The organism is Rhodanobacter sp. UC4437_H4, from assembly GCF_052978425.1.
The window spans coordinates 960,840-983,802 of record NZ_CM129673.1 but is presented as its reverse complement, the minus strand read 5'-3'; the positions used below and the strand labels follow the sequence as shown (position 1 = coordinate 983,802).

Sequence of the window (22,963 nt, the reverse complement as noted above, 5' to 3'; positions counted from 1 at the left end):
CGGCGCTCCAGTCGGGCCGTGCGGGGCGGGCACCGCCCGCCGCTCCCGATCATGGCGCCGTGACGAGTTGTCCTACAGTTTCAAGGTGATCAGCATGGTGCCCGGTTCGTCGGGAATCGCGCGCTGGGTGAAGCCGAGCTCCTTGCACAGTTGCAGCATCGGCCGGTTTTCCTGCAGCACGTAGCCCCACAGTTCGTACAGGCCACGGCGCCGGCAATCGTCGACCAGCCGCTGCATCAGCAGCGCGCCGAGGCCGATGCGGCTCCAGGCATGCTCCACCAGCACGGAGAACTCGGCCGTGTCGGTGGTATCGTCGACGTAGATGCGCCCCACGCCGCGCATCTCGGCCGGGTGGAGGGATTCGTCCATCAGCACGAAGGCGGTTTCGCGCGTCGGGTCGATCCGGCACAGTTGCTGCGCCATCGGCGTGGGCAGCTCGGACATCGCGTGCAGGAAGCGGCGACGGATCTCCTCCGGCGACAGGCGGGCGAAACAGCGCTGCATCGCCGCCACGTCACCCGGTTCGATCGCCCGCAGGGTGAGCTCCCGTTCGTCCTGCGTACGCACCTTCTCGCCGGCCGCCGGCGCGAGGGCCTTGCGGGCAAAGCGCAGGCTGCTTCGCGGTGGCAGCGAGGCATGCGGCGTGGGGGAGACGAAGTCGATCGCGGGAATCATGGGTGCTCCATACTTTTGCGTATTGTGTGCAATGCAGCATGATTATGCAACGGGCAACCGCCGACAGATCATGATGATGAGGTGAGCTTTGGCGTCACTTCCGGTCATTCATGTTGCGCCACAAGATGCGCCGCAGGACAAAGACAGCGCCTGCGCAACACCCCACAATGGATGCGGATTCCCCCGGCGGAGCAGCCTGCATGACCGACCAGCCACCCCACGGCATCACCGTGGCCCAATTGCAGCGGCTGTGCAGCCGCTGGCCCGGCGTAACGCGCGACATCAAGTGGGGCGACAACCTGGTGTTCAGCGTGGGCGACAAGATGTTCGCCATGACCCATGCCGATGGTCGCGAGGGCGGGCGCCTGGCGTTCAAGGTGGCGGACGAGCGATTCCTCGAACTCACCGACCTGCCCGGCATCATTCCGGCCCCGTACCTGGCGCGGATGCGCTGGGTGTCGGTCACCGAACCACGACGTTTCGCCACGGCGGAGCTGCAGGCGCTCATCCTCGACGCGTATACGCTGATCCGCGCCAGGCTCACGAAGAAACTGCAGTCCGGACTGGGCCCGCTGCCCGTGCTCAAGGCAGGCAAGCCATGAAGCAGCATCTCGGCGCACTTGCGCTGCTGGTCGCCGACTACGACGAGGCGATCGCCTGGTACACCCGCGCGCTCGGTTTCGAGCTGATCGAAGACACCGACATGGGCGGCGGCAAGCGCTGGGTGCTGCTGGCGCCGCCCGGTTCCGGCGAAACCCGCTTGCTGCTGGCCAAGGCGAAGGGTGACGAACAGACTTCCCGCATCGGCAACCAGACCGGCGGCCGCGTGTTCCTGCTGTTGCACACCGACGACTTCCAGCGCGACTGGCAGCGCATGCGCGCCGAAGGCGTGCACTTTCGCGAGGAGCCGCGGCATGAGGCCTACGGCACGGTGGCGGTGTTCGATGATCTGTACGGCAACGGCTGGGATCTGCTGGAACCGCGGCGTAACCCGCCGTAACCGTTCTCCGAGGCCACCCCCGTCCCTGCAGGAGCCCGCTGGCGGGCGATGCCTTGAAAGCCGGGATTCGGGATTCGGGATTCGCAAAAGCAACTGCATCGCCCGCGAGCGGGCTCCTACCAGATCAAATCGTCCGGCACCTGGAACTGCTTGTAATAGTCGTCGTCCGCACCATTGCCGCTACCGGCTTCGCTACGCGCGTGATCAAGCACGATCGCTGTCGCATCACGCTCGTATACCTTGTCGGCCGCAGCACGCGGCAGCAATTCATAACCCTGATCATGCCGCACGATCACCAGCGTGCCGCTGGCCAACTGCGCACGCAGCGCCTCGTTCACCAGCACATCCCTGATCGTGCCGCCATCGGTGAACCGATAGGCAATCTCCCCATCGCGCTTCACCTTGTGCGCCTCGACAATCTGGCGCACCTGCGCGTGCGCTTCGTTCTGCCGCAGCTGCGCATTGCGCTCCGCCGCCAGCGCACGATCGCGCTCGGCCTTCTCCGCCTGCAACCGCTCCACCTCCACCTGCTCGGCACTCGGTGCCGCCGGTCCCTTGCCCTTGTGCTTCTTCGCCTGCTCGCGCACGACCTGCGCCGCCTTGGCCTTGTTGACCAGGCCGGCCTTGAGCAGTTGTTCTTGCAGGGGGTTGCGCATGGGAAACGTGGGAAGGTCAGGCAGTGGTGCGGAACGAGATTGTAGCGTGTGACTCTTGTTCGACTGTTGTTTCGGGATTTGATCGCGTGATGGTTGCCGATCTGGACGCTGCCGAGACCAAGGCAAGTTCCCGATTTTGAATGGATTGCGACATCAGTTTTGTACGGTATACTACCGTACACAAGGAGATGCGCCATGACCGCCGCGGCCCGACTCGACCTGCGCCTGAACCCGACCGACAAGGATCGCATTGCCCGCGCTGCCGACCTGCGCGGCGTGCCGCTGTCTGCTTTCGTGCGCGATGCCGTGTTGCGTGAGGCTGAAAGCGTGATGGCAGCGGAGCTTACCGTGATGCTGTCTCCGGCTGAGTCGCGCCGCTTTCTCGCTGCGTTGGACAAGCCGTTCAAGCCGAATGCAAAACTCAAGAAGGCGATGGCCGACGCAGCCAAGCTGATTCGCTGACGTGGCGCTGCGCTTCATGCGGCTGGATCCGCGGCAACACGACCGCGGCAGCTTTTGCTGCGGCGTCGAGGTGCTCGACACCTATCTGCGACAACAGGCCGGCCAACACCAGCGTGAAGGCATCGCCACCACGCACGTTCTGGTCGATGACATCACGCCAGGCAGCATCCTCGGTTACGTGAGTCTTGCCGCCGCCCAGCTTCATCTGCAGGACTTGCAGCCCCCCGATCGCGAACGCCTGCCCGCGTACCCGGTACCCGCCACCCGCGTTGGAAGGTTGGCCGTCTCCAGCCAGCACCGGGGTGAAGGTTACGGCAGGCTGCTGCTGGGTCACGCTGTGAACAGCGGCCTCAGTCTCCGCGAGAAACTTGGTGTGCGTGTGCTGGTGGTGGACGCCAAAGACGAACGCGCCGCCATGTTTTACAAGGCCTTCGGCTTCCAGCCCACGACCGCGACTGCACTGACCTTGTATCTGCCACTGGGCAACGGTTGAACCGAAAAGGCAGGACACGCACAAATGCCGCAGAAATCGAAGAGGCGGTATCGGAACTGGTGCTGCAGTCTTTTGACCGAGCCGGGTTTGCGTATCTGTTGGTGTTCGGCCACCAAGTATTGACATGCGGGTACCAATGTCCGTTTGCGACCCAAAGCAGCCGTTGGCATCTACACTGGATCCCTGTGAAACCGGCAGTAGGCCAGTCGGCCAATAGCATAGGAGAACCAATCATGCGTCTTGCCGCAATTCTCGCTTCGTCGACAGCTCTGCTCCTATCGCTAGCTTGGCTGATCTACAAGCCGGAATTTGACTCGGCTGTTGCGGTGGCGGCGTGCGCTGCCGCCCTATTCTCTTCGTTTTTCCTGAAAGGTGAGCGCAAGGCTAAAGGTCAGACACAGCATGTCTCTGGATCTTCAGTAGGAATCCAGGCAGGCCGTGATGCCAGCGTGCGAGACGTTAAGAATCACTAGCAGCGGGGAATATGGGATGGTTGGAGATAAGCAACAACAAGCGGCTGAGGGCGGATCAACTGCGCTTCAAGCAGGCAGAGACATCAACTACCACGGTTTATCCGTGAGCGAAGTTCGCGAGCTTTGCATCTTGTTTCTGCAAGAGAACTTCCCCCAGCTCAGAGAGGAGGCTCGGCGCACTGCCGAGGAGCACGTCCAAGCATTCAGTGCGACCCTAGGAAGCCGACTGGCTGACGATGCCGCTGCAATCGCATGGGAGAAACTCAGAGAACCTGACGTTCAAGCTGCCATCAATGATGCAGTTCAAGCAAGTGCGCGCAAGGGAAACGCCGCCAATCCGGACATTTTGGCAACACTCATATCGGAACGCATCGCTAAGCAAACGAATGATTACAAAGAGATGGTTCTGTCTGAAGCCGTGCAGGTCGTACCTCGACTTACCGGGCCACAGATTTCCCTTCTGTCATTTGTGCATTTCGCTCGATCGATGGTCTATCAATCGCTGCCAACGGTGGCGGCTTTAGAGCATGTGGGACAGATCACACTGAAATACGTGTCAGCCGGCTTTGGGCTATCTGTGTCTCAGAAGCAGCACCTTCAGTACGCAGGTACTGCGTCGGTTAACAATGTTATCGGCGGCAACATCTTCGAAATTCAGAACGCAGAGTACAAATACTTAGGATTTTCAGGAGCTGAGGATTTTGAGAACGCATTGAGAAGCAGCGCACCTACATACCTACGGCTGCTCGAGCAATACAAAACGGAAAATCTGTACACCATAGAGCTAACCAGCGTCGGACAGGCCATTGCCCTTGCAAACATATCGAAGCACATCGGGCCGCTTGACTACACGATATGGCTCAAATAGCTGCTTCGTAGCTCCCTGCTGGCCTTCTCTTTTGGCCGGATGGCGACCATATTTCGGGTCGCCATACATCTTCAGTGGTGCGTTTAGACTTCGGTCTGCTCCGCAATCTCCAAGGCATCATCCACCTCAATGCCCAGGTAGCGCACCGTGCTCTCCAGCTTGGAGTGGCCAAGTAACAGTTGGACAGCACGCAGGTTCTTTGTGCGTCGATAGATTAGCGAAACCTTCGTTCGGCGCATCGTATGCGTTCCGTAGGCAGCAACATCGAGGCCAATTCCTGCAATCCAGTCGTCCACGATCCTGGCGTACTGCCGAGTAGAGAGATGTGGTGAGCCGTGGATTCGGCTTGGGAACAGGAAGGAATCCGGCCCTAAGCCGGCACACTTGATCCATGCGGTGATCGCTTCGCGAGTCTGTTCCGTAATTTCGAACTGCACCGGCCGCTGCGTCTTTTGCTGCAAAACGATTGCCCGAGCAGAAATGTGGTCCACGTGCGCAATATCACGCAGCCGCAGCTTCACCAAATCACAGGCTCGGAGCTTGCTGTCAATCGCGAGATCGAACAAGGCGAGGTCTCGAACCTTGTGGCTGAGTTGAAGGCGGACACGGATGGCCCAAATGTCTCGCAGTCTAAGTGGTGCCTTCTGCCCGCTCAGCTTTCCCTTGTTCCATGGCTCGCGGCGTCGTGGGGATACTTCTATCATGCTCATGACATGCTCCTACCGTTGTGGGGGAGCCAAGAAGCCTGCGCTCACGTGCGGACGCGCGCTGACCGACCCAAACCGGACAAGGACAGAGATCCCAGAATGTGAGCAATATGCTTTTTTCGCGGCGGCATGCGCAGCAATGCATAGAGCGCCTTAAGGATGTCGTATCGGAGAACGAACTTCGACAATTTGTTGACGCCCTCAACCGCCCCGGCCGCGACCGAATCATTAAGCTTTGGGAGATCGTGGTGCTCGATGCCCTTTCCCGGGTATCACCGATACAGCACGAGCAGCCGTTGTCGGACGGCCAGAGGCCAGATTTTGCATTCCCCCTTCTCGTCGACGGGCAAAGGGTCGATGTCATCGGCGACATCAGATGCATCTCTGACAGCGGACTCGATAACCAAAATCCAATCCAAAGCTTGTCCGACGAGGTCGTTCGTGTTGCCCGCAAGATGCGCGTCAATCCAGACAAGCTTGATATCCGGGTCCAGGGCAAAACCATCGGCCAGTATCGAGATGCGAAGATGACCCTCAACCTTCCTGCGAAAAGCGGCATTGCGGACTTTGTCCGCACAGAAATCACCCCGTTCCTGGGAACCGTAAGGAGCGCTCCGGGAAGGAGTGCCTCGATAGACGTCCAGCGGCCGGATGCCATCCTGACCATGGCCTATGACCCAGACCAGATGTTCTTCCGTATGGGCCATCCCAGCTACGACGTGTCGTATTCCATCGACAGAAACCCGCTTTGGGCAGCCCTTAAGGACAAGGCTGACCAACTTCGTTCGTCTCACTCCGACAGCATCCGGCTCGTCATAGTCTGCGATGGTGACTGTAAGACGCTCAAAGAACAGTCACCAATAGGTGGCCACTTCAGCACGACAGCCATCGTGGAGAATTTCCTGCGTCGGAGCTCGACGGTCGATGCCGTGCTTTTACTCCCTGTGGTCGAGAAGTGGCACATTTTTCAACAAAGTGAAATCTCCCTAGTACCGGAGTTCTACGCTAAGGCAGGAGGGGCGCGTGCTGTGATGACCGAGCGAAACGAAATTGCGCTTAGGGCCCACCTGAATGCCTTCCTCGCCAACATGCCAAAGCCGGGTCTTAGTGCATCAAACGCCGTGAATTGGTGTGACAAGGCGGACTTTCTGACCGGCCTTCATGGCGGCTATTCCATGGCAGGAAACACTGTGAAAATTTCTTCCAGACAGATACTCGAGACTCTCGCCGGCATCCCGTCCCACAGCCATCCACCTCTCGAAAGCCCTCCTGATGCGCCCCTTCCGCCCGCAAACTGGCAGCAGCACTTTCTCGGGTATCTTCAGCGCGGCCAGATGATTTCGAAGGTAACGGTCGTCCCGGGTGGAGATGCCGACGACGACACACTTGAATTCGAGTTCGGGCAGCCCGATCCCGCCATTCATTCCTTCCGGATGCCGAAGGCTTCTTAAGATGTCACCTTAGCTGCGGCGCATTCCTGGCATGGATCAGGCAAGTTAGTGGCCACCTAGAAGTCATCTACGCAGGGCAGGTTACATCCTGCTGATCAATGAACCGTAGGAACTCTCGTGCCCGCTTTCGACACGAAGCGGTCAATCCCAAATGAGGAAGCAGATGAAACCCTCAACGCTAAACACATTGATTGTTGCCAAGTCGATCCTTGGCGAAACTAGGCATTTAGTTCATTCCGGCGATAAGCATGCTTGCACAGCTGGGATAATTTTGCTGCAAGACTTTGTCGAGCTCGTAGTTCTTGCTGCCTTGGATGAGCTTGATGTGGATGAGCAACGGTCGTTAGAGTCAAAATCCTTTGACGAGCTTCTGGGGGAGCTTAAAAAAATCAACGTCCCTGTAATCAAGTCTGGCACCATTAAAGCCCTCAACAAGCAGCGTGTTATTTCAAAGCATTACGGACAACTTTCTGAGCCGGCATCAGTTATCAATTATTTTAACGTAGCGACGCAGTTTGTTGATACCTTGTTGGAGGCGGTCGTTGGTGCGAAGCTGCAAGAAATATTCTTGACGGATATCCTGAAAGATGGCGAGGTGAAAGATTTAGTAAGGGAATCCATCGACAAAAGTAGCAAAGCGAATTTCATGGACGCCCTTATTCTCTTGCGCAAGGCATTCTTTCTTGCATATGAGCGCGAATATTGCGTATACGCATTTAGAGATAAGGATAAGAATGATAATAACTTTTCCGGGATATTTGCTCTTATGGGGCTGGGCGGAACCAAGGCTCACTATTGGACAAGAAACAAGCAGTGGATAGACGAAAATGTAAGAAAGCCCTCTGACTACATCCAGATAAATCACGACCAGCTAAAGACAGACTGCATGGAATTGGGCGTCAGCACTATTGACATTGAAAACTTCAGGAGGCTTACGCCCGATGTGGTGAGAACAGATAACGACGCATGGCATCTCGATTACTCGTCAACGCTTATAGCGAATGAATTAAACAAGGAGAATTTTAACTATTGCCTTGATCTTCTTGTTGATTTCTTGCTTAAGAAGCAAAAAATAGAATCAAGCAGACGGTTTCCCAAAACGGAGAAGTCCATTCCAGCGCCTCCGATATATGTCGGTAAGGCGGTATTTCAAAGCCCAACACAGCAATCTAATTTAGTATGTGTCGTGCAAGAAAATTACTATTACTCAGTGGATCGCATTGTCACCGGGTTCAATTCAGCGGAAAGATATTTATACGTGCACCTTTATCCACAGGGAGATAAGATATCTTTTGAAGATCATGTATGGGGTTATTTGCTGGCTGACTAAATCTACAGAGACAGGAGCCGATCAGGGTTTACTTGCTGCCATTTGAATCGTGTTCGGTCAACCGATCTTCTGTGAGGAACGAGAATGCTTGGATTAGTGCGAGTGACCGCTCTTGGCCGATAGCCGCCATTGACGCAGTCCAGTCGTTACCGATCAATCCGCGTTGTCCGGCTCGAAGAAGCTCCAGCGCACGTCGCCGAACTCGGCCTTCATCGCGGCCTCGACGGTGTTGATGGCTTCGATGAGGTTGGCGGTGGGCTGCATGCGCGCCTTCACCGCCACCATCACGTCGGCGCCCATCTGCAGGGTGATCAGGTTGAGGACTTCGGCGACTTCGGGGCGGTTCCTCAGGAAGCCCATCAGCTCGTCGCGGCGGCGCGGTTCCACGCCTTGGCCGATCAGCAGCGCCTTCACCTCGATCGCCACCAGCACGGCGACGACGATCAGGAGGGTGCCGATGGCGATGGTGCCGGCGGCGTCGAACATCAGGTTGCCGGTGAGCATGGTGGCGCCGATGGCGAGGGCGGCCAGGCAGAGGCCGACGAGGGCGGCCAGGTCTTCGCCGAAGATCACCAGCAGTTCGCTGGAGCGGGTTTGGCGAAACCACGTCCACAGATCCTGGTCACCGCGGGCCTTGTTCACTTCCTGCATGCAGCCGCGCATCGAGATGCCTTCGACCACGATGCCGAACACCAGCACGCCCATCGCCAGCCACGGCCACTTGAGCGGCTCGGGATTCGTGAGCTTGTGCACGCCCTCGTAGATCGAGAACATGCCGCCGACGCTGAACAACAGGATGGCGACGAGGAACGACCAGAAGTACAGCGCACGACCCCAGCCCAGCGGGAATTCGTCGGACGGTGGACGCTTGGCCTGGCGGATGCCGAGCAGCAGCAAGCCCTGGTTGCCGCAGTCGGCCAGCGAGTGCACCGCCTCGGCCATCATCGCGCCGGAGCCGGTAACCACGGCGGCGGCGAGCTTGGCCACGAAGATGGCGAAGTTCGCGCCTAGCGCGAGGAAAATGGCCTTGATCGGGTTTGCGTGGCTGGACATGCGCGGGCTCGGGCGGGAAACGGGCGGCCATTGTAATGGACGCCAGCCGGGCCTCTCCGCGAGATGGCGGCGGACGCCTGCTGCCTCCGCGGCGAGGCCGTGAGGCGGGGTGCCCGCCTCCGGACAGCGACTCAGCGGATGCCGACGCCCACGCCAAGCCCGAAGTGCACGTTGCTGCGACCCTTCTGCATTTCCTCGGCGGTCCAGACGTGGGACTGCGCCACGTCGACCAGCGGGAACAGGTAGTCAGCCTGGCCAACCTGGCCGCCGCGGGTGCCGTTGAGTTTGCCGTCGACGGTCATCAGCGCGCCGGCGGGGTAGTCGAGCGGTTCGACGTAGCCGCGCAGCACGGCGATGAAGCGGCCGTTTCCGCTGTCATTCGCCTTCGGCCGCTGCGAGGAATCCAGCGGGTAGGCCAGCAGCTCGATTTCGCTGTGGTCCTGGAAGTTGCTGACGCGCACGATGCGCCCGCCCCAGATGACTTCGTTGCCGCTGTACTGCTCGGGCGTCTGCGCCACTTGCGCGGGGGTGGCGAGCACCGCGTTGCCGGTGGTCTTGTAGATCGGCGCGGGTGCGCAGGCGGCCAGCACGAGCAAGGCGGCGGGCAGGGCGAGCCGGATCAGCAGCGGGGCGGGGCGGTGGCGCATGGTCGTGGCTCCTGGGCGGACGCGAGAGACGGGGCCAGCTTAGCGACGGTTCGGCCTGGGCGGTAGTCGCGAGGCGGGCAGGGGGCTGGGCGTATTCAGCTGGCTGCCGGCCTCGTCCAGCAGCCAGTCGAGTTTTACCGTGGCCGGACGCTCGCGCGCCAGCAGGCCGGCCAGCACGCGCAGCGGTTCGCGCAGGGCATCGTCCAGTTTCCACGGCGCGTTGAGGATGACCATGCCTGAGCCGTTGAGGCGCAGCGGCGAATCGTCCGGGTGCACCAGCAGCTCGGCGCGCAGGACGCGTTTCACCCCGCTGTGCTGCAGGCGGCGCAGGAACGGCTGCACCTGGCTGCGCAGCTTGATCGGATACCACACCGCGTAGACGCCGGTGGGCCAGCGCTGCAGCGCCGGCTTCAGGGCCTGCTCGATCAGCTTGTACTCGGCGTCCTGCGCCTCGTAAGGCGGGTCGATCAGCACCAGGCCGCGCTTCTCCTGCGGCGGCACCAGCGCCTTCAGCGCCTCGTAGCCGTCGCGCTCGTGCACGTGCACCTGAGGGTTGCCGCGGAACAGGTCGCGCAACTTGCATGCCGCCTCGGTATGCAGTTCGCACAACTGGGCGCTGTCGCCGGGGCGCAGCAGGCGGGCGACCTGCAGCGGCGAGCCGGGGTAGCGCTTCAGGCCTTGCGCGTTGTCGGCGCTGCCCAGGATGCCGTCGCGCCAACGACGCAGCAGCGGCGGCAGTTTCTCCGCCGGGTGCAGGCGCGCGATGCCGTCCTTGAACTCGCCGGTCTTGCCTGCCTCGAAACCGTCCAGCGGATAGTTGCCGCTGCCGGCATGGGTGTCGATGTAGCAAAACGGTGCGGGCTTGGCCTGCAGCGACTCGATCAGTGCCAGCAGCACGACGTGTTTCAGGACGTCGGCAAAATTGCCGGCGTGGTAGGCGTGGCGGTAGTTCATGGCGGTCACGGGAATGGGGACACCCAGTATAGAGGGCCGGTGCCGTGCTCCCCCGGCGCTACGTAACCTTTCCTGCACATGGGCCGGTGCAGGCTCCGCTTGTTGCAGCGTTGCAACCGGCCGGACGCGCGGCTCCGGCCGTCCACCTGCGCGGAGAATCATCATGAAGTTCCTGCCAAGAATCATGGTTTCGACGGCCGCTGTCGGCCTTTGCCTGGCATTCGGCACGGTCAGCGCCCAGGACACCGGAGGCATGGCGCCGGCACCGGCGTCGAGCAGCATGGGCCATATGGGCGGCATGCATCACAAGATGATGCGTCACAACAAGAACGGCAGCATGCATATGATGCCGGCCACGGTGAGGTCGGTGGATGCCAAGACCGGCATCGTCGAGGCGGACGCGGGAGGCATGTCGCTACGCGTGCACTTCCCGCCGGCTTCGGTGGCCAACCTGAAAGTCGGCGACAAGATCACGCTGCACATGGGCTATACCAAGTAGTTCGTCGGGTGACCGACGAACCATTACGGGCGCCGGACAGGGGCCGATGGACCCATGTCCAGAGTTGAGACTGGCCGGTACCAACCCTATGCTGTGCCGATGAATCACCTGCTTCGCCATGCCGCACGCTTGCCGTCCCTCCGGGCGATGGCATGGTTGGCGTGGCTGATTCTCGTGCTGGCACCGGTGCATGGCATGCCGCGCGGGATGGCCGGCGACGCGCTGCGGGGCGCGCCGGCACCGTCCGTCGTGCACGCGGCCGATCATGGTCCGGATGCCATGCCGGTCGCGTCCGGCTGCTGCGCCGACCACGGCCTCGGCCAGCGCGACGCGATGACGTCGGCCCATTGCGCGGCGGCGTGCGGCAGCTTGCTGCAGGTGGCCACCTTGGCTGCTCTGGTGCCGGCGGCGCCGGAACCGCTCCACGTTTCCCCTCCCTTCGCGTCCGCGCCCACCGTCGTGCACGCGCCACCGCTGCGGCCGCCAGCCGGCTGATCCTCGTTCGCTGCGACCGTGCCTGCATGCCCGCCTGGCGGCGAGCGTGGACGGCGGCCCGTGTCGGCACCGGCCATCGGTGCCTTCCCCGAAGGAGACCTGTGTGCATCCATTTCCCCCCTTGCCTGCGACCGACCTGTCGCGGCGACGTTTCGTGCAGGGCCTGGCCCTGGGCGGCGCGGCAGCCGGCCTTGGCCTGCTGCGGCCCGCGAACGCCTGGGCGCTGACCAGCCCGGGACAGCCCACCGTGCTCAGCGGCACCGACTTTGCGCTGGACATCGTCGAGCGCACCGTCAACTTCACCGGCGCGGCGCGGCCGGCGACCACCGTCAACGGAGGCGTGCCCGGTCCGTTGCTGCGCATGCGCGAAGGCACCACGGTGAACCTGCGCGTGAGCAACCGCCTGCGCGTGCCCACCTCGATCCACTGGCACGGCATCGTCCTGCCGTTCCGGATGGACGGCGTGCCCGGCCTCAGCTTCGACGGCATCGCGCCGGGCGAGAGTTTTCTGTACCGGTTCCAGCTGCGCCAGAGCGGCACCTACTGGTACCACTCGCACTCGGGTTTCCAGGAGCAGAACGCGCTGTACGGTCCGCTGGTGATCGAACCGACCGGCCCCGAGCGCTACCCCACGGATCGCGATTATGTGGTGATGCTCAACGACTGGACCGACGAGGACCCCGAGCGCATCTACGCCAAGCTCAAGAAGCAGAGCGACTACTACAACTTCGCGCAGCCCACCGTGCCGGACTTCTTCCGCGATGTGCGCGAGAAGGGGCTGGGCCAGGCGCTGGCGAAGCGCAGGATGTGGAACGAGATGCGCATGAACCCGACCGACCTGGGTGACGTCTCCGGCTACACCTACACCTACCTGATGAACGGCACGACGCCGGCCGGCAACTGGACCGGCATCTTCAGGCCCGGCGAAAAGATCCGGCTGCGTTTCATCAACGGTTCGTCGTCCAGCATCTTCGACGTGCGCATTCCCGGCCTGAAGATGACGGTGATCGCCGCCGACGGCCAGGACGTGCAGCCGGTGCCGGTCGACGAATTCCGCATCTCGGCAGCCGAAACCTGCGACGTCATCGTCGAGCCGCAGGAGGAGCGGGCATATACGCTGTTTGCTCAGTCGATCGACCGCAGCGGCTATGCGCGCGGTACGCTGGCGCCGCGTGCCGGCATGGAAGCCGGGGTGCCGGCGATGGACAAGCGCGTGTGGCTCGGCATGCAGGACATGATGGGCGCGATGTCGCACGCGGAACACGGCGGCGGGCACGCCGCGATGCCCGGCATGGACCACGGCAGCGTGGATCACGCCGGCATGACCACCACGCCCGCCGTGCACCATGCCCGCACCGAATACGGCCCCGGCGTGGACATGCGCGTCGACACGCCGCGCACCAATCTCGACGATCCGGGCATCGGCCTGCGCGACAACGGCCGCCGCGTGCTGACCTATGCCGACCTGCACACCGTCGGCGGTCCGCTCGACGCGCGTGAACCCGGCCGCGAGATCGAACTGCACCTGACCGGCAACATGGAGCGCTTCACGTGGTCGTTCGACGGCATCAAGTTCCCCGACGCCAAGCCCATCCATTTCAACACCGGCGAGCGCCTGCGCATCGTGCTGGTCAACGACACCATGATGAACCACCCGATCCATCTGCATGGCATGTGGAGCGAGCTGGAAAATCCGGATGGCCAGTTCCAGGTGCGCAAGCACACCATCAACGTGCAGCCGGCGCAGCGGATCAGCTACGCGGTGACCGCCGACGCGCCGGGGCGCTGGGCCTACCACTGCCACCTGCTGTACCACATGGAGGCGGGCATGTTCCGCGAGGTGGTGGTGGCATGAGCACGAAGCGCCGCGATACCTCGATCGTTCCGCGCCGCGTGGCGTGGCTGGCCGCACTGCTGCTGGCCATGCCGCTGGCGGCGACGGCGCAGAGCGCGCCAGCCCCGGCCGGCAGCACGGCGCCGGTGGCGATGGACCATGGCCCGATGCACGGGATGGACCACGGCGGCATGCATCACGGCACGCCGCCGCCCGCGCCGGCGACATCCCCCCAGGTCATGCCCGACATGGATCACGCGTCGATGCCCGGCATGAGCCACGGCCAGGCGCATGGCGCGGGCGCGGGCATGCAACCGATGCAGGGCGGCTACGCACCGGCGGACGCACGCAGTGGCGATTATTCCGACGGCATCGCCGCCAGTCCCGCGCACGCCCTGCACATGCACGGCAGCACACCCGCCGGCATGCTGCTGATCGATCAGCTCGAAGCGTTCCACGGCCGCGACGGCAACGGTCAGTCGTGGGAAGCCTCAGGCTGGTACGGCAGCGACACGGACAAGCTGTGGCTGCGCAGCGAGGGCGAGCGCAGCGATGGCCGGATCGGCGATGGCGAGGTCGAGGCGCTATGGGATCACGCCGCGGCCGCGTTCTGGAGCACGCAGCTGGGCGTGCGCCATGACTTCGGCACCGGTCCGCAGCGAAGCTGGGCCGCGTTCGGCGTGCAGGGCCTGGCGCCGTACTGGTTCGAGATCCAGGCCACCGCCTACGTCGGGCCGTCCGGCCGCAGCGCGGCGCGCCTGCGGGCGGACTACGAGCTGCTGTTCACCCAGCGGCTGATCCTGCAGCCGGAGCTGGAGGTCAACCTGCACGGCAAGTCCGACCCGGCGCGCGGCATCGGCAGCGGCCTCACCGATGCCAGGCTGGGCTTGCGCCTGCGCTACGAGATCCGGCGCGAGTTCGCGCCGTATCTTGGCGTAGTCTGGACGCGCCGCTTCGGCACCACGGCCGATTTCGCCCGCGCCGATCATCAGGCAGTCTTCGACCGGCAGTGGGTCGCCGGCCTGCGCATCTGGTTCTGAGGAGAGCCCATGAAACGACTCATCATCACCGTCGTGATTCTCTGCGTCATCGCCGCCGCCGGTGTCGGCGCCTTCGTCTGGTCCGGCGTCTACAACGTCGGCGCCGACGACCACCACACCAGACCCGTCTACGCGCTGATGCAGACGCTGCGCGAGCGCTCGATCGAGCATCACGCAAAAGACATCGTGGTGCCGAATCTCGACGACCCGCAGCTGATCCTCAAGGGCGCCGGCCAGTACGCGGCGATGTGCACCGGTTGCCACCTGGCGCCGGGCATGGCCGAGAACGAGATGCGCCCGGGCCTGTACCCGCTGCCGCCCGAGCTGGCGAAATTCCGGCCCGATCCGCGCGAGGCGTTCTGGGTGATCAAGCATGGCGTCAAGATGAGCGCGATGCCGGCGTGGGGTGCCACCCATGACGACGCCACGATCTGGAGCATGGTGGCGTTCCTGCAGAAACTGCCCGACATGACGCCGGCGCAATATCAGGACATCGTGGCCCGGGCACCGCAGGACCACGACATGGATGAGGCGGGCGGCCACAGCCACAGCCATGGCGGCACCGCTGACGAGGATGCGCATGGCACGGCGGCGATGGAAGGCATGCCGATGGCCGGCGAAGCGGGGCACAGCCATGACGCGGCTGATGGCGATGTTCACGAACACGCCGCCGTGCCGACGGTCGAGGCGCCGCTGTCGATGGAAGGCATGACGCCGGGCGCAGTGCCGGCGGCCGAAACGGTGGCGCGGGCCTTCCAGGCCGCGTTGCAGCGTGGCGACCGCGAAGCCGTACTCGCACTGCTGGCGCCCGGGGTCCGCGTCAGCGAAGGCGGCCACACGCAGACACGCGACGAATACGCCGCCGGCCATCTGGGCGAGGACATCAAGTTCCTGAAGGCCGCGAAGCTCACGCCGGTCTCGTTCGGCTCGATGCCGATGGGCGACACCGCAATGGTCGGCAGCGAAAGCGGCGTCGAGGTCACGATCAAGGGCAGGCCGACCACGCTGCGCAGTCGCGAGATGCTCAAGCTCGGCAAGGACGGCGACAGCTGGAAGATCGTGTCCGTCCAGTGGCAAACCACCCCGACAACCGGAGAATGACGATGAAACGATGGTTTTCCCGCATGGGCATCAGTTTGCTGTTTGCCGTGCTGTTCGCGCCGGCGGCGTTGGCGGCGAATGCGTTCGACGTCTACCGCGACCCGTCCTGCGGCTGCTGCGGCGCCTGGGTCGATTACATGCGCGCGCAGGGCTACACCGTCACCGTGCACCAGGACCAGCCGATGGCGACGGTGAAGGCGCGCTTCGGCGTGCCGCCCGGTGCGGTGTCTTGCCATACCGCGGTGATCGAGGGCTACGTGGTCGAGGGGCACGTGCCGGTGGAGGACATCCGCCGCCTGCTCGCCGAGCGGCCGGACGCCATCGGCATCGCCGCGCCCGGTATGCCGATGGGCTCGCCCGGCATGGAGATGGGCGCGCCCGAGCGTTACGATGTAGTGCTGATCGGCCGCGACGGCTCGACCCGGGTGTATGCGACGCACGGCCTGGCTGCGTGAGCGCAGCTGGTCTCCCGATCGCGATCCGCCGACTTGATCCGCGTCAATGACCTGCCCGCTGCCGACACTACAGTGCCCGTGAGATGAAACCCGCCTTCCGCCTCCGTCCCGTCGCCCGTCGCCGCCTTGCGTGGCTGGTGGTCGTGCTGCTGCTGTGGCAGCAGGTGGCGGTGGCGGCGTATGCCTGCGTCGCGGCACAGGCGGCGCCGGCCGCGGCCGCGCTGGCCGTGGCGGTGCACTCCTCGTCCATGGCAATGGCCGACGGCTGTGCGGACATGACGACACCGGTCGATCCGCTGTGCCGGCAGCATTGCCAGCCCGACCATGCCACCCAGGTCGATGCGCGCACCGCCTCGGTGCCGGCCAGCGCGTTGTCCGCGCTGCCGCCGGTGCTGCTGTCCGTGACGGCGGTGGCGTTGCCGTCCGAGCGGGCGTTGATTCGGCGCGAGCGTCTGCGAGCGCCGCCACCGATTCCCCGCTTGTTGTTCTGTTCGCTCCTGATTTGATCTGACCCGTCGCGGTATCCACCGACGTGGCGTCGTGCCTGCATGGCACGGCGCGAATCGCAGATCGACGGAGTGTTCACCCATGTTCTCCCTTCAATTCGCCCGGCGCCTGATGGCGGCGGGTCTGGCCGTGCTCCTGTGGGGAGCGGCGGCCGCGGCGGCGCATGCCGCCGAACCGCCGCTGACGCTTGATGCCGCCATCCATCAAGCGATCGAGCGCGCACCCCTGCTGGAGGCGCGCCGCGCCCAGTCGGAATCGGCACGACAGGAGGCGGCCCGTGCGGGTGCGCTGCCCGATCCCCAACTCACCGTCGGGGTCGACAATCTGGCCGTGCAGGGGCCGGGCGCATTTACGGTTGGCGGTGACAGCATGACCATGCGCACCGTCGGCATCAGCCAGGCCCTGCCATCGCGCCGCAAGCGTCAGGCCGAACGGGCGATGGGCCATGCCCAGGCGGATTTGGCCGCATCGTCGGAGGTGGCGACCGGCTTGTCGATCCGGCAGCAGGTGGCCGATGCCTGGATCTCCGCCTGGGGTGCGCACCGCGAAGCCATGATGTTGCGATCCATGCGGCAGGCATGGGCGCAGGACGTGGCCGTGGCGAAAGCACGCTTGCGCGGTGGTACCGGTAGCGCGGCAGAGGTGCTCGCCGCCCGCATGGAATCCCTCGACCTGGAAAACCGTCTCGATGAGGCGAATGCCCGCGAGGCACAGGCCCGCGCGGGCCTGGCGCGATGGCTCGGTTCTCCGATCGGGCAGCCGCTGGGGGACGCGCCAGACTTCGCCGTCCTGCCGCACGACGAAGCGTCCTTGCTGGCCAGCCTCGATCGTCAGGGCAACCTGCTCGGGTGGCCGGCCCGCGAACAGGCCGCCGAGGCAGCGCTTGCCGCTGCCCGTGCCGACAAACGCCCTGAATGGAGCGTGGGCTTGAGCTACGGCTCCCGTGTGCGCGGCTTGTCCGACATGGTGTCGCTGCAGGTCGGGGTGAGCCTGCCGCTGTTCACGCGCAACCGGCAGGATCGGGGTATTTCCGCCCGCGCGGCCGACCTCGATGCGGTTCGCGACGAACGCGACGACGCACGCCGTCAGCAGGTCGAGGCCATCCGATCCGCCTGGGCGCAATGGGAATCGCTCGGCCAGCAAGTGCGCCGGCACCGCGATGCCTTGCTCCCACTGGCCAATGACCGCGTGGTCCTGGCGCTCGCCGCGTACCGCGGCGGCGGCGAGATCCAGCCCTTGCTGGATGCCCGTCGCGACGAGATCGCTCACCACACGGATTACGCCCGCATGCAGGCCGAGTACGGCCGCGCCTGGGCGGCACTGGCTTATCTGTTACCCACTTCGGAGACGACGCCATGAAGCGCGCATTGATGATGCTCACCGCCGCGCTGCTGGCGGTCATGCTGCTTCTGATCGGCTACTTCGGCGGCCGCCATCAGGCGCCATCGTCTCCGTCGCAGGCCGGTACTCCCGCCTCCGCAGCGGAAGCCGGCGGTAAAAAAATCCTGTACTGGTACGACACGATGGTGCCGCAGCAACACTTCGACAAGCCGGGTCTGTCGCCGATGGGCATGCAGATGGTGCCCAAATATGCCGATGAGAAGCCGGCCGAAGAAGGGACGGCCAAGCATGTCGTCCGGATCGATCCGACGACGGTGCAGAATCTCGGCGTTCGCACCGCTCCGGTGGAGCGTCGCGTGCTGGCGTCGGCGCTCCGGGTGCCGGGCACGATTACGTGGGATCTGCGCCGAGCCATCACCATCAGCGCCCGCACCGATGCGGTGGTGAGCAAGCTGGACGTACGCGCACCGTACACCGTGGTCAAGGCAGGCGAGCCGCTGGCGGAGCTGTTGGCACCGCAATGGAGCAGCGCGCTGGCCGAATACGCTGCGCTTCAGCATGTGCAGTCGGCTGAAGCAAAAGGCCTTCGCGCGGCCTCGCGGGAGCGCCTGCAGGTGCTGGGCCTTACGCCGGCGGAGATCCAGTCGTCGCGTCGCGGCACGGGCGCGGCGATCACGCTGCACGCCCCGCAGGCGGGCGTCGTCACGACACTGGACGTGCGTGAAGGCCAGCGTGTCACGGCCGGCCAGACCTTGCTGACCGTGAATGGCCTGTCCACCGTGTGGATCGAGGCGGCACTGCCGCAGGCAGCGGCGGGTACGGTGCGCCGTGGCACGCCGGTGGTGGTCACGGTCGATGCCCTGCCGGGTCGGTCGTTCCCCGGCACCGTGGAAACCTTGCTGCCGGATGTGGATGCGATGACGCGCACCCAGCGCGCCCGCGTCGTGCTCGACAATGCCGACGGTGCCTTGAGTCCGGGCATGTTCGCCACCGTGCAACTCAATCCGACGCCGGACGCGGCCGTGCCCGTGGTGCCGGACGACGCGTTGATCGCGACGGGTACCCACACGCGAGTCATTCTTGCCGAGGGAGGTGGGCACTTCCGTGCTGTATCGGTGCGCATCGGACGTGCGGCCGGCGGCTATACGGAAATTCTCGACGGCCTCAGTGGTGGCGAGAAAGTCGTGGTCTCCGGCCAGTTCCTGATCGATTCGGAGGCGAGTCTGTCCGGCGCGCTGGAGCGTCTGAATGACACCACCGCCAAACCGGTACCGGCTGCCAGTGCACCGATGCCGGGCATGCCGATGGGAGACAAACCATGATCGCTGCCCTGGTTCGCGCGGCGATCGCCCATCGGGTGTTCGTGCTGTTGGCAGCACTGGCCCTGGCCCTGATGGGCATGTTCTCGGTGACGCGCACGCCGGTCGACGCGCTGCCCGATCTGTCCGACACCCAGGTGATCATCCGCACCAGCTACCCGGGCCAATCGCCGCAGGTGGTCGAGGATCAGGTCACCTATCCGCTGGCTACCACCATGCTTTCGGTGCCTGGCGCGACGACGGTGCGCGCCTATTCATTCTTCGGCGACTCCTATGTCGACGTGCTGTTCGACGACAGCACCGACCTGTACTGGGCCCGCTCACGGGTGCTGGAGTACCTGAGCCAGGCGCGCGATCGCCTGCCGGCCGGCGTTACGCCAGCGCTCGGTCCCGATGCGACGGGACTCGGCTGGATCTACGAGTACGCGCTGATCGATCCCACCGGCAAGCACGATCTCGGCCAGCTGCGTGCGTTGCAGGACTGGTTCCTGCGCTATCAGCTCAAGACCGTGCCGAATGTCGCCGAGGTGGCGACTCTGGGCGGCATGGAGCGGGCGTGGCAGATCGTGCCCGATCCGCAGGCGCTGGCCGCGCGCGGCATCACCGTGGCGCAACTGGTCGATGCGGTGCGCAGCGCGAACGGCGCCAACGGCGGGTCGGTGATCGAACAGGGTGAAGCGGAGCTGATGGTGCGCAGCGAAGGCTACCTGAAGAGCCGCGAGGCCTTTGAAAACGTGCCGATCACCACCAACGCCAGTGGTGTGCCGGTGCTGCTGCGCGACGTGGCGACGGTGCGGCGTGGCCCGACGTTTCGTCGTGGCATTGCCGAACTGGACGGGCAAGGTGAAGTGGTCGGCGGCGTCATCGTGATGCGCACGGGCAAGAACGCGAAGGCCACCATCGCCGCGGTGAAAGCGCGGCTGGCCGAACTGCAGCGCAGCCTGCCGGCCGGCGTCGAAATCGTGCCCACCTACGACCGCTCGCAGCTGATCGACGCCGCGGTGAGCAATCTGTGGAGCAAGTTGTTCGAAGAATTCCTGGTGGTGACGCTGGTCTGCGTGTTGTTCCTGGGGCACCTGCGCTCGGCGCTGGTGGCCGTGATCACGTTGCCGCTGGGCGTGTTGGTTGCCTTCATTGCGCTGCATCTGCAAGGCGTCACGGCGAACCTGATGTCGCTCGGCGGTATCGCCATCGCGATTGGCGCGATGGTGGATGCGGCGATCGTGATGATCGAGAACGCACACAAGCATTTGGAACATTGGCGTAACGCGAACGATGGACGCGAACCGCAAGGTGCGGAACGGTGGTCGCTGGTTGCCGATGCCGCCGTCGAGGTGGGACCGGCGCTGTTCGTGAGCCTGTTGATCATCGCGTTGTCGTTCGTGCCGGTCTTTGCGTTGCAGGGGCAGGAAGGCAAGCTGTTCAAACCGCTGGCCTTCACCAAGACCTACGCGATGGCGGCAGCGGCCGGGCTGGCGGTGACCCTGGTGCCGGTGCTGATGGGTTATCTGATCCGCGGCCGCATCCGTGCCGAGCGCGACAATCCGCTCAACCGGGCTCTGATCCATGGCTATCGGCCCCTCCTCGAAGCCGTATTGCGCTATCCGAAAGCGGTCCTGGTGCTGGCCGGTGTGCTGCTGCTTACCGCGGTCGTTCCGCTGACCAGGCTCGGCAGCGAGTTCATGCCGGCGATGGACGAAGGCACGCTGCTGTACATGCCCACCGCGTTGCCGGGACTGTCCGCCGGCAAGGCCTCGCAGTTGCTGCAGCTGACCGATCGCATGATCAAGACCGTGCCCGAGGTCGATCATGTGTTCGGCAAGGCGGGGCGCGCCGACACGGCCACCGATCCGGCACCGCTGGAGATGTTCGAAACCACGATCACTTTCAAACCGAAGGATCAGTGGCGGCCCGGCATGACGATGGACAAGATCAAGGCGGAACTGGACAAGGCCGTCCACGTGCCGGGGCTGACCAACCTGTTCGTGCCGCCGATCCGCAACCGCATCGACATGCTCTCCACCGGCATCAAGAGCCCGATCGGCATCAAGGTGCTGGGTACCGACCTGGCTACGCTGCAGGTCGTGGCCGACCGGATCGAGACGGTGGCGAAGACCGTGCCCGGCGTCAGCTCGGCGATCGCCGAGCGCCCGGCCAGCGGTCGCTACGTCGACGTGCACATCCGTCGCGATGCGGCCGCCCGTTACGGGTTGTCCCAACAGCAGCTGCAGCAGTTGATCGCGACGGTAGTTGGCGGCGATCCGGTCGGCCAGACGATCGAGGGACGCGAGCGCTATCCGATCGTGGTGCGTTACCCGCGTGCCGAGCGTGACTCGGTCGGGGCGTTGCGGCAGCTGCCGATCGTCGCTGCCGATGGCGCCCAGCTCACCCTGAGTCAGGTGGCGGACATCGCCGTGGTGGCGGGGCCGTCGATGCTGAAAAGCGAGGGCGGCCAGTTGGCGACCTACGTTTACGTCGACACAGCCAGCAGCAATCTCGGCGGCGTGGTTGCGGATCTGCAACGCGCAGTGGCGCAGCAAGTCAAATTGCCGCCGGGCACGACCTTGGCGTGGTCCGGTCAGTTCGAGTACCTGGCCAGTGCCATGGAAAGACTCAAGCTGGTGGTGCCGATTGCGCTGGTGATCATTTTTCTGTTGATCTATGCCGTTTTCCGCAGGGTGAGCGAAGCCGCGCTGATCATGGCCAGCGTGCCGCTGGCACTGGTCGGCGGCCTGTGGCTGATCTGGCTGCTGGGCCATGCGGTGTCGGTGGCCACGATCATCGGCTTCATCGCGCTGGCTGGCGTCGCTGCCGAATTCGGCGTGGTGATGCTGTTGTATCTGCACCATGCCTGGGAGCACCAGCTTGCGCTCGATCCCCACGCCGGCCCGGAAGCGCTGGACGCAGCGATCCGCGAAGGCGCCGTGCAGCGCGTGCGCCCGAAGGCGATGACCGTCGCGGTGATTCTCGCCGGTCTGTTTCCGATCCTGCTCGGCCACGGTGCCGGTTCGGAAGTGATGCAGCGCATCGCCGCACCGATGATCGGCGGCATGGTCACCGCGCCCTTGCTGTCCATGCTCGTCATACCCGCGGCGTACCGCCTGCTGGTTCGCCACCGGCTGCGTAAAACCGGCAAGACAAACACCACACTTCACCCCAACCCGCAAGGAAACTGACCCATGAAAAAGCCATGCATCACCCTCGCGATCGCCGCTGCACTGATCGCTACTCCGGTGTTTGCCAACCCTCAGCAGATGGATCCCAACATGCCGGGCATGGCTGGGATGCACGAAGCCACACCCGCCGATGTGCAGGGCGTGGGCGTAGTCAAGGCGGTCGATACCGCCAAGAACACCATCACGCTGCAGCACGAGGCGATTGCCGCGATCGGCTGGCCGGCGATGACGATGCCGTTCAAGGTGGCTTCACCGGAGCTACTGAAGCACGTGAAGGTGGGCGACAAGGTGCAGTTCACCTTCCGTCAGGCCAGCACAGGCAGCACGGTGACGGCGATCCGTCCGGCACGTTGACAGACCACGTCGCCGGCTGGCCTTCAACTGTCGAGGGCCAGCCGGCGATCGTGAAGGCAGTACCGCCACGCAC

Annotated in this window: 24 protein-coding genes; 18 read left to right on the top strand and 6 right to left on the bottom strand. The window is 64.0% G+C overall.

What is annotated here, in order from left to right:
* Positions 1-72: 72 nt before the first annotated feature.
* Positions 73-675, bottom strand: coding sequence for a GNAT family N-acetyltransferase (locus ACVCL3_RS04840; RefSeq protein ID WP_395117581.1), 603 nt, complete (start codon positions 673-675; stop codon positions 73-75).
* A 200-nt stretch (positions 676-875) separates the two neighbouring features.
* On the opposite strand from ACVCL3_RS04840, the gene ACVCL3_RS04835 reads away from it, so the two are divergent.
* Both ACVCL3_RS04835 and ACVCL3_RS04830 read left to right on the top strand, forming a co-directional pair.
* Positions 876-1,277 carry an MmcQ/YjbR family DNA-binding protein gene (locus tag ACVCL3_RS04835; RefSeq protein WP_447100573.1) on the top strand — a complete coding sequence of 134 codons (402 nt, stop codon included), beginning with the start codon at positions 876-878 and terminating at the stop codon, positions 1,275-1,277.
* On the top strand, positions 1,274-1,675 hold the full coding sequence (locus tag ACVCL3_RS04830; RefSeq protein WP_447099210.1) for a VOC family protein: 402 nt from the start codon (positions 1,274-1,276) through the stop codon (positions 1,673-1,675). Before ACVCL3_RS04835 ends, ACVCL3_RS04830 begins: the two co-directional genes overlap by 4 nt.
* Positions 1,676-1,791: 116 nt before the next feature.
* On the opposite strand, the gene ACVCL3_RS04825 is transcribed toward ACVCL3_RS04830, so the two are convergent.
* Positions 1,792-2,331 carry a DUF2058 domain-containing protein gene (locus tag ACVCL3_RS04825; protein WP_447100572.1) on the bottom strand — a complete coding sequence of 180 codons (540 nt, stop codon included), beginning with the start codon at positions 2,329-2,331 and terminating at the stop codon, positions 1,792-1,794.
* 195 nt (positions 2,332-2,526) lie between these two features.
* On the opposite strand from ACVCL3_RS04825, the gene ACVCL3_RS04820 reads away from it, so the two are divergent.
* The 3 genes from ACVCL3_RS04820 to ACVCL3_RS04810 all read left to right on the top strand — a co-directional run bounded on the left by ACVCL3_RS04820 (position 2,527) and on the right by ACVCL3_RS04810 (position 4,627).
* Positions 2,527-2,793, top strand: coding sequence for a type II toxin-antitoxin system TacA family antitoxin (locus ACVCL3_RS04820; RefSeq protein WP_395117589.1), 267 nt, complete (start codon positions 2,527-2,529; stop codon positions 2,791-2,793).
* 1 nt (position 2,794) lies between these two features.
* Entirely contained in the window at positions 2,795-3,286 is a 492-nt protein-coding gene (locus ACVCL3_RS04815) for a GNAT family N-acetyltransferase (RefSeq protein ID WP_447100571.1), read from the top strand.
* Positions 3,287-3,775: 489 nt separating this feature from the next.
* The gene (locus ACVCL3_RS04810; RefSeq protein ID WP_447100570.1) at positions 3,776-4,627 is read left to right on the top strand and encodes an LPO_1073/Vpar_1526 family protein; all 852 of its coding nucleotides are present in this window, start codon (positions 3,776-3,778) and stop codon (positions 4,625-4,627) included.
* 83 nt (positions 4,628-4,710) lie between these two features.
* On the opposite strand, the gene ACVCL3_RS04805 is transcribed toward ACVCL3_RS04810, so the two are convergent.
* Positions 4,711-5,337 carry a tyrosine-type recombinase/integrase gene (locus tag ACVCL3_RS04805; protein WP_447100569.1) on the bottom strand — a complete coding sequence of 209 codons (627 nt, stop codon included), beginning with the start codon at positions 5,335-5,337 and terminating at the stop codon, positions 4,711-4,713.
* Positions 5,338-5,435: 98 nt separating this feature from the next.
* Between ACVCL3_RS04805 and ACVCL3_RS04800 the strand changes: the two genes are divergently transcribed.
* Together ACVCL3_RS04800 and ACVCL3_RS04795 are read left to right on the top strand one after the other, a co-directional pair.
* Positions 5,436-6,785 carry a hypothetical protein gene (locus tag ACVCL3_RS04800; RefSeq protein WP_447100568.1) on the top strand — a complete coding sequence of 450 codons (1,350 nt, stop codon included), beginning with the start codon at positions 5,436-5,438 and terminating at the stop codon, positions 6,783-6,785.
* Between the two features lie 163 nt (positions 6,786-6,948).
* Positions 6,949-8,115: a hypothetical protein gene (locus tag ACVCL3_RS04795; RefSeq protein ID WP_447100567.1), complete on the top strand. Its 1,167-nt coding sequence runs from the start codon at positions 6,949-6,951 to the stop codon at positions 8,113-8,115.
* Positions 8,116-8,268: 153 nt separating this feature from the next.
* Here ACVCL3_RS04795 and ACVCL3_RS04790 read toward each other — a convergent pair whose 3' ends face one another.
* From ACVCL3_RS04790 to ACVCL3_RS04780, 3 genes are all read right to left on the bottom strand, one after another.
* Positions 8,269-9,168: a cation diffusion facilitator family transporter gene (locus ACVCL3_RS04790; protein ID WP_447100566.1), complete on the bottom strand. Its 900-nt coding sequence runs from the start codon at positions 9,166-9,168 to the stop codon at positions 8,269-8,271.
* Between the two features lie 131 nt (positions 9,169-9,299).
* Entirely contained in the window at positions 9,300-9,815 is a 516-nt protein-coding gene (locus tag ACVCL3_RS04785) for a Slp family lipoprotein (protein WP_395117605.1), read from the bottom strand.
* Positions 9,816-9,854: 39 nt separating this feature from the next.
* Positions 9,855-10,769, bottom strand: coding sequence for a 23S rRNA (adenine(2030)-N(6))-methyltransferase RlmJ (locus tag ACVCL3_RS04780; RefSeq protein ID WP_395117607.1), 915 nt, complete (start codon positions 10,767-10,769; stop codon positions 9,855-9,857).
* A 163-nt stretch (positions 10,770-10,932) separates the two neighbouring features.
* Between ACVCL3_RS04780 and ACVCL3_RS04775 the strand changes: the two genes are divergently transcribed.
* From ACVCL3_RS04775 to ACVCL3_RS04725, 11 genes are all read left to right on the top strand, one after another.
* Complete coding sequence (locus tag ACVCL3_RS04775) at positions 10,933-11,268, top strand: hypothetical protein (protein WP_395117609.1); 336 nt, start codon at positions 10,933-10,935, stop codon at positions 11,266-11,268.
* Between the two features lie 99 nt (positions 11,269-11,367).
* The gene (locus ACVCL3_RS04770; RefSeq protein ID WP_447100565.1) at positions 11,368-11,763 is read left to right on the top strand and encodes a hypothetical protein; all 396 of its coding nucleotides are present in this window, start codon (positions 11,368-11,370) and stop codon (positions 11,761-11,763) included.
* 103 nt (positions 11,764-11,866) lie between these two features.
* Positions 11,867-13,618: a copper resistance system multicopper oxidase gene (locus ACVCL3_RS04765; RefSeq protein ID WP_447100564.1), complete on the top strand. Its 1,752-nt coding sequence runs from the start codon at positions 11,867-11,869 to the stop codon at positions 13,616-13,618.
* Positions 13,615-14,637, top strand: coding sequence for a copper resistance protein B (locus ACVCL3_RS04760; protein WP_395117613.1), 1,023 nt, complete (start codon positions 13,615-13,617; stop codon positions 14,635-14,637). The genes ACVCL3_RS04765 and ACVCL3_RS04760 overlap by 4 nt, the downstream gene beginning before the upstream one ends.
* 9 nt (positions 14,638-14,646) lie before the next feature.
* Entirely contained in the window at positions 14,647-15,738 is a 1,092-nt protein-coding gene (locus ACVCL3_RS04755; RefSeq protein WP_395117615.1) for a c-type cytochrome, read from the top strand.
* Positions 15,739-15,740: 2 nt separating this feature from the next.
* Positions 15,741-16,193 carry a DUF411 domain-containing protein gene (locus ACVCL3_RS04750; RefSeq protein ID WP_395117617.1) on the top strand — a complete coding sequence of 151 codons (453 nt, stop codon included), beginning with the start codon at positions 15,741-15,743 and terminating at the stop codon, positions 16,191-16,193.
* Between the two features lie 137 nt (positions 16,194-16,330).
* Entirely contained in the window at positions 16,331-16,699 is a 369-nt protein-coding gene (locus ACVCL3_RS04745; RefSeq protein WP_447099201.1) for a hypothetical protein, read from the top strand.
* 82 nt (positions 16,700-16,781) lie between these two features.
* Positions 16,782-18,059, top strand: a complete 1,278-nt coding sequence (locus ACVCL3_RS04740) for a TolC family protein (protein ID WP_395117621.1) — start codon at positions 16,782-16,784, stop codon at positions 18,057-18,059.
* Positions 18,056-19,363, top strand: a complete 1,308-nt coding sequence (locus ACVCL3_RS04735) for an efflux RND transporter periplasmic adaptor subunit (RefSeq protein WP_447100563.1) — start codon at positions 18,056-18,058, stop codon at positions 19,361-19,363. The genes ACVCL3_RS04740 and ACVCL3_RS04735 overlap by 4 nt, the downstream gene beginning before the upstream one ends.
* The gene (locus tag ACVCL3_RS04730) at positions 19,360-22,536 is read left to right on the top strand and encodes an efflux RND transporter permease subunit (RefSeq protein WP_447100562.1); all 3,177 of its coding nucleotides are present in this window, start codon (positions 19,360-19,362) and stop codon (positions 22,534-22,536) included. The genes ACVCL3_RS04735 and ACVCL3_RS04730 overlap by 4 nt, the downstream gene beginning before the upstream one ends.
* A gap of 3 nt (positions 22,537-22,539) precedes the next feature.
* Positions 22,540-22,890 (top strand): copper-binding protein, encoded by a 351-nt coding sequence (locus ACVCL3_RS04725; RefSeq protein ID WP_447099197.1) that lies wholly within the window; start codon positions 22,540-22,542, stop codon positions 22,888-22,890.
* The last annotated feature ends 73 nt before the right edge of the window (positions 22,891-22,963 follow it).

Excerpts from the sequence above, each read along its gene's own strand:
- ACVCL3_RS04775 (WP_395117609.1), top strand. The coding sequence starts at position 10,933 with ATGAAGTTCCTGCCAAGAATCATGGTTTCGACGGCCGCTGTCGGCCTT.
- ACVCL3_RS04830 (WP_447099210.1), top strand. The coding sequence starts at position 1,274 with ATGAAGCAGCATCTCGGCGCACTTGCGCTGCTGGTCGCCGACTACGAC.
- ACVCL3_RS04825 (WP_447100572.1), bottom strand. The coding sequence starts at position 2,331 with ATGCGCAACCCCCTGCAAGAACAACTGCTCAAGGCCGGCCTGGTCAAC.
- ACVCL3_RS04755 (WP_395117615.1), top strand. The coding sequence starts at position 14,647 with ATGAAACGACTCATCATCACCGTCGTGATTCTCTGCGTCATCGCCGCC.
- ACVCL3_RS04750 (WP_395117617.1), top strand. The coding sequence starts at position 15,741 with ATGAAACGATGGTTTTCCCGCATGGGCATCAGTTTGCTGTTTGCCGTG.
- ACVCL3_RS04820 (WP_395117589.1), top strand. The coding sequence starts at position 2,527 with ATGACCGCCGCGGCCCGACTCGACCTGCGCCTGAACCCGACCGACAAG.
- ACVCL3_RS04785 (WP_395117605.1), bottom strand. The coding sequence starts at position 9,815 with ATGCGCCACCGCCCCGCCCCGCTGCTGATCCGGCTCGCCCTGCCCGCC.
- ACVCL3_RS04770 (WP_447100565.1), top strand. The coding sequence starts at position 11,368 with ATGAATCACCTGCTTCGCCATGCCGCACGCTTGCCGTCCCTCCGGGCG.
- ACVCL3_RS04805 (WP_447100569.1), bottom strand. The coding sequence starts at position 5,337 with ATGAGCATGATAGAAGTATCCCCACGACGCCGCGAGCCATGGAACAAG.
- ACVCL3_RS04840 (WP_395117581.1), bottom strand. The coding sequence starts at position 675 with ATGATTCCCGCGATCGACTTCGTCTCCCCCACGCCGCATGCCTCGCTG.
- ACVCL3_RS04810 (WP_447100570.1), top strand. The coding sequence starts at position 3,776 with ATGGTTGGAGATAAGCAACAACAAGCGGCTGAGGGCGGATCAACTGCG.
- ACVCL3_RS04795 (WP_447100567.1), top strand. The coding sequence starts at position 6,949 with ATGAAACCCTCAACGCTAAACACATTGATTGTTGCCAAGTCGATCCTT.
- ACVCL3_RS04730 (WP_447100562.1), top strand. The coding sequence starts at position 19,360 with ATGATCGCTGCCCTGGTTCGCGCGGCGATCGCCCATCGGGTGTTCGTG.
- ACVCL3_RS04780 (WP_395117607.1), bottom strand. The coding sequence starts at position 10,769 with ATGAACTACCGCCACGCCTACCACGCCGGCAATTTTGCCGACGTCCTG.
- ACVCL3_RS04760 (WP_395117613.1), top strand. The coding sequence starts at position 13,615 with ATGAGCACGAAGCGCCGCGATACCTCGATCGTTCCGCGCCGCGTGGCG.
- ACVCL3_RS04835 (WP_447100573.1), top strand. The coding sequence starts at position 876 with ATGACCGACCAGCCACCCCACGGCATCACCGTGGCCCAATTGCAGCGG.
- ACVCL3_RS04790 (WP_447100566.1), bottom strand. The coding sequence starts at position 9,168 with ATGTCCAGCCACGCAAACCCGATCAAGGCCATTTTCCTCGCGCTAGGC.
- ACVCL3_RS04735 (WP_447100563.1), top strand. The coding sequence starts at position 18,056 with ATGAAGCGCGCATTGATGATGCTCACCGCCGCGCTGCTGGCGGTCATG.
- ACVCL3_RS04725 (WP_447099197.1), top strand. The coding sequence starts at position 22,540 with ATGAAAAAGCCATGCATCACCCTCGCGATCGCCGCTGCACTGATCGCT.
- ACVCL3_RS04740 (WP_395117621.1), top strand. The coding sequence starts at position 16,782 with ATGTTCTCCCTTCAATTCGCCCGGCGCCTGATGGCGGCGGGTCTGGCC.